Source organism: Sphingomonas sp. PP-CE-1G-424, assembly GCF_004341085.1.
Classification (GTDB): domain Bacteria; phylum Pseudomonadota; class Alphaproteobacteria; order Sphingomonadales; family Sphingomonadaceae; genus Sphingomonas.
This window is the reverse complement of the sequence record NZ_SLXW01000024.1, coordinates 1-4837: the sequence shown is the minus strand read 5'-3', so window position 1 is coordinate 4837 and position 4837 is coordinate 1. Positions and strand designations below refer to the sequence as shown.

The window sequence follows — 4837 nt, the reverse complement described above, 5'->3', positions numbered from 1 at the left end:
CCAGATGGTGCGGCTCTGCCACCAGGTCTTGGTATCGAACATGGGTGTCTCCGGATCGCGGACGCGCGCTGCCAGCCCGCAGCGTGAGCGCAGGGGTGATTCATGGCTGGTGATGATCAGGCCCGGGAACGGGCCGGGATTTAGAAGGCGAGCTTGCCCGTCAGGCAAAGCGACCGCTCATTGGTCCGCCGGTTGATCAGGCCCCGCGACACCTTGCCGCCCGCCTTGATCCACCCGGGCACGGTCGAAACCTGCCCCTTGGCATTGGTGATGGTGAAATACGGGCCCAGCGCCGCGCACCCGCCGAGCAGGTCGCCGGCCGCGAACCGCTTGGCCGCGGTCGAACCGTTCCAGCCGGTCGCGCCGATGTTGTAGGCGAACACCACCGCGGCCGCGAGTTGCCAGGGATGCCCCTTCAGCGCTGGCGCGCGCTTCAGCACCGCCGGTCCGAAGTCGCGCGTCATGCGCTTGTCGAGGCGGACCTCGCAGCCCTTCACGGTCTCGACCATGCCGGACTTCACGTTCTCGGTATCGCCATCGCAGATCGTCCAGACGCCGGCGATATCGCGATAGGCGCGCAGCTGCGGCTTGGGGCCGCTCTCGAGCGGGGGGATGACGGCCAGCACGATCGCGGCCGCGGCCGCGCCGATCATGCCGACAAGCCCCGTCCCTGCTGCCAACTGACGCTTCGTTGCCATCGATGTTCTCCTGGTAGTGGGCCGCGAAAGATCAGCGGCCGCTGGTGCGGGTGCCCTCGATGCGGGCAACGCGGGTATTCAGATCGAGCAGCTGATCATCCTGGCGCCGGCTGCGCTCCCGCGACGTCTCGATCGAGTCCCGATTGCGGCCGATCTCCGAGCCGTGCTGCGCGAGGACCTCGCGCACGGCCGAGACCGCCTGCGTATCCTCGCGCTGGCCGATCGACGTCGCATCGAGCTTGGCGAGATACGGACCGCACAGACAGCCGACGACGAGCGAGATCCCGCCGAACAGCGCCAGGCCGTTCTTGAACAGCTCGGATCGATCGCGCGCTTTGCGATCGCCCTCGTCCCGGATCTCCGCCTTGACCGCCTGGGCACGCTCGGCGACGCGGCCGTCGGTCTGCGTCAGTCCGTCGACCAGCTTGTCGAGCTTCCCGCCGAACGCGCCCATCGCGCCGTTCAGTCCTTTGACGTCCTCGCCGATTGCCTCGACGCTGGTCTCGAGCCGCGCGACGCGGTCCGGAATATTGGCCGTCATGCGCGTTGCTCCGATTCAACAGGCGCGATCGTCACGCCGCCCGACAACCAGGTCTGCACGGGTTCGGCCGGGAAAACCTGAAACCGCTCGAGCGCGCTTAGGTCGCGGTCATCGAGACACCGGACGTTGACGAGATAGCCCGCCAGCTGGGTGGCATCGCCGGTACCGGGCTTCGGCGCGATCGTGCCGACGACGTCGATCTCGAGCAGGCCGGGATCGCGATCGATCGCGAGCGCCGCCCACGCGTCCTCGTCCTCGAGCCGCAGGTTGAGGTCGCGCATATTCGTTCCTGTCATTTACCGAGCGGCCGTCATGCCTTCGACGGTCAGCGAGCAGTAGCTGATCGTCTCAAGGGCCAGATCGACCGAGAATTCCTTGAAGAAGCCGTAGACGATCAGGCTGTTGAACCCGTCCTCGCCGATCCAGACCGCCGGCACCGCCCGGATGCTCGCGACGCGCAGCTGGATGGCGTCGACGTCGTCCGTGTCGACCTTGGTCTTGGCGGTCATGCGCTTTGCCCAGCCGCGTTCGACGACGGTGGTAACGCCGAAATCATCGGTCGAGCGCTTGCTGAAGTCGGTGATGCCGATCGACGCGCCCGCCTCGGTCAAGCCGAGGTCGACCATGTTGCCGATCACGAGCGCGCCGGCCGTCACCAGCGTCGAGAGCGTGGCGCCTGCGATCGTGACGGTGATGGATGCATTCGCGGGGTTGGGCAGGCCGAGGAAGATGAGCGATGCCGGATCGATCCCGTTGGTCGACTGTGTCTGGTCATAGACGCTCGCGCCGTTCGCGGTGATCTGGACGCGGACACTCGCCGCGGTCAGCTCGAGCACGGCAAGCGAGTCGACCGGAACATCGGGCCGCAGGGTGACGGTGATCTGGCCGTTCGCTCTGGCGAGCGACCCGATCGCGCCGTCGAACAGGGCCCAGCGGTTCGTTGGTGCGATATCCAGCCACCAGTTCGTGTCGGTGAGAGAATGCGCGAGATTGTCCGCCTGCAGGCTCTCATAGATCCGCGTCCCGTCGGGCACCTCGACCAGGCGGACCTGCGCGATGACGTTGCGGTTGAGCGATGCGGTCGGCACCACCGCCTTGCCGCCCTCGACCTTGGTCGGCAGATCCTGCGTCGTCCCGTCGGCGAAGGTATATCGCGCGGTGTACGCGCCGTCGCCGACACCCTTGGCAGCCCAATTGAGCGTAAGGACGTCGGCCGCGCGGGTCGTGGCAGCGCTCGTCGTCGGAATGTACGAGCTGGCGGTGGATCCACGCTCCATCTGCGCACCGAAGATATCCGCGGTTTTGTTCGGAACGCCGTCGAGGCCAGCGGCACCCGATACGGCGAGGACCGAGCAATTGCCGCCGACGTCGGCCGCCATGACGCGAACGATCTGCTGCCGGGTCCAGGTGGCGGGCGTCGTCGTCACGATGCCGGCATTGTTGGCGCCGTTGTTCTGGCCGCGGACAGCCAGGCCGAGATTCGCGGCCGCGCCGATCGCCTTGCGGTAGACCGAGAATACCCACATCTCACCGGCGACGGTCGGCACGTTGTGCGGCTGCCAGCGGCCGAACCCGGTGGAGACGGTCACCCTGGTCGACGTCGAACCGTCCGGCGCGGCGCTGCCGGCAACCGAGGTGGCACCTTCGTTGCTCCATCCCGTGGTGACGTCTCCCGACGACCGCAGATAGTTGGTGGCCTGCGGCTCGACCCAGAGGCCGACGCAAACCCCGTTCACGCACTCGAACCGTGCCTGGTCGACCCCGACCGTGGTCAGCACGCCGTTGAACGCGGTGTAGGTGCCGGACGATGCGCGGGTGAGCGTCGCGTCAACGAGCGTGCCGATCGTGAAGTCGAACGAAATAAGGCCGCGCGCGCGGGCGCCTTTCGCGAAGCTTGTGCCGGGCTTCCACGGCGTGCTGTCCGTCTCGGCCAGGCTCGAGGCGAACAGCATCGCGTTCGTGATGGCGCGGGGTGCGATCACCTTCATGCCGCGAGCACCGTGACCGCCGTGCCACCGCTTTCCTGCGTGACGTTGTCGAGAATGCGGTTGGTCTTGGCGCCGTTGCCGGCGATCGCCGCGTTGCCCGTATTATTCTCGCTGCGCATCTGCCGTACCTCTTCGCGAAGGGTCACGAGTTCGCTGACGATCGCGTCGTTGCTGGCGACCGGCGTGCTGGCGGCCTGGCTAGCGGCGCCCGCTGCCAGCAACGCGCTCGAGCTGGTCTTCGCGCTCGGTGCCTGTCCGAGCTTCTCGTTGGTCGCCTCGAGGCTTGCCGCGGTCATGGCCTGCAGGCGCGCCAGCTCCTGCCGGCTGGTCGCGACGTCGGCTGCGGCGGTCAGCAACGACTGCGACAGACCGGGCAGCAGCTTGGCGGCTTCGATATCGCCGCCCCGCGCCGCGTTGGTCGCCGCGTTGAACTGCCCCTGCAAAGCCGCGAAGCCTACGGCGCTGCCCGTATCGGCGAGGCCGCGGATCCGCTTGATCTCGTCGCCGATGCTCGTGCCGACCGAGCCCCATGCATCCGCAAGCGTCTGCGCTGCCTGCGCCGCTGCTTCCGCAGCCGTCTGCGAATCCTGAAGCGTCCAAATCTGCTCCTGGAGCGCCCGGTTGCTGGCATCGAGGCCGGCGAGATCGAGCGCGCGGATCGCCGCGGTATCGCCCTGCAGCTGGAGCAGCTGTCGGTTGAGCCCGTCGCGCTGCTGCGCGGTCGCATCCGCCAGCGCCTTCGCCGAGGCGGCCGCTTCGTCCTGCGCGGTTTTCTGTGCAGCCAGCGCGGCATTCTGGTCGGTGATTGCCCAGATATTCTGCTGAAGGGCGCGGTTGCTCTCGTCCAGCTTGGCAAGATCGAGCGCTCGGATCGTCGCGGTATCGCCCTGCAACTGGAGCAGCTGCCGGTTGAGCCCGTCACGCTGTGCCGCAATCGCGGACTCTGCGTCCGCTGCCGCCTTCGCCGCGGCGGTCGCCGCGTCCTGGGCAACCTTCTGATCGGCGAGTGCCCAAATATTCACCTGGAGCGCGCGGTTGGTCTCGTCGAGCTTGGCAAGATCGAGCGCCCGGAGCGCCGCGGTGTCGCCCTGCTGCTCGAGCAGCTGGCGCTCGAGGTCCTTGCGCTCGCTGAGGATGTCGGCCGCGCTTTTCGCGCCCGCCATCGACGTTTGCAGATCGGCGAACGCCGGCGCGAGTTTGAGCAGCGTCGCATAGGTCGACTGCCCGGCCGACGTCGTCAGGTCCTGCGCTTCGACCAGTGCCCGGAACGCCGCCAGCGTCGCCGGCATCGCCACGCCGAGGCTGGCGAACACGCCGGACATCTGTGCGGTCTTGGCGGCTGCCTGCTCTTCCTTCGAGTAATAGGTCTGGAAATAGGCGCCGGCCGCATCGGTCAGCGCCGAGACGCTGTCGAACTGATCTGCCAGCGCGAGCTTCACGCCGATCCCCATCGCCTGCGCGTTGGTGCCGAGCATGTCGAGCGACGCGCCGACCGCCTCGACGGTCGATGCGACCCGCACCAGCGTTTCGAACGTGCCTTCGCCGACCTTCTGGAACTGTGCGACTGCCGGGAACGCCGCGGCTGCCATGCCATCGGCCGCGGCGCCGAA

5 protein-coding genes are annotated in these 4837 nt (G+C 67.7%); all 5 read right to left on the bottom strand.

Annotation, left to right across the window (positions count from 1 at the left end; translation table 11 throughout):
- Positions 1-140 precede the first annotated feature (140 nt).
- Positions 141-698: a lysozyme gene (locus C8J43_RS21675; protein WP_207893486.1), complete on the bottom strand. Its 558-nt coding sequence runs from the start codon at positions 696-698 to the stop codon at positions 141-143.
- Positions 699-729: 31 nt separating this feature from the next.
- Positions 730-1239 (bottom strand): hypothetical protein, encoded by a 510-nt coding sequence (locus tag C8J43_RS21670; protein WP_056048054.1) that lies wholly within the window; start codon positions 1237-1239, stop codon positions 730-732.
- A complete protein-coding gene (locus tag C8J43_RS21665) occupies positions 1236-1520 on the bottom strand; it encodes a hypothetical protein (RefSeq protein ID WP_133032629.1) in 285 nt (94 codons plus the stop codon). Before C8J43_RS21665 ends, C8J43_RS21670 begins: the two co-directional genes overlap by 4 nt.
- Positions 1521-1535: 15 nt before the next feature.
- The gene (locus C8J43_RS21660) at positions 1536-3227 is read right to left on the bottom strand and encodes a hypothetical protein (protein ID WP_133032628.1); all 1692 of its coding nucleotides are present in this window, start codon (positions 3225-3227) and stop codon (positions 1536-1538) included.
- Positions 3224-4837: hypothetical protein (locus tag C8J43_RS22110; protein WP_165899737.1), on the bottom strand; the 1614-nt coding region annotated here is incomplete at its 5' end. The genes C8J43_RS21660 and C8J43_RS22110, both read right to left, overlap by 4 nt.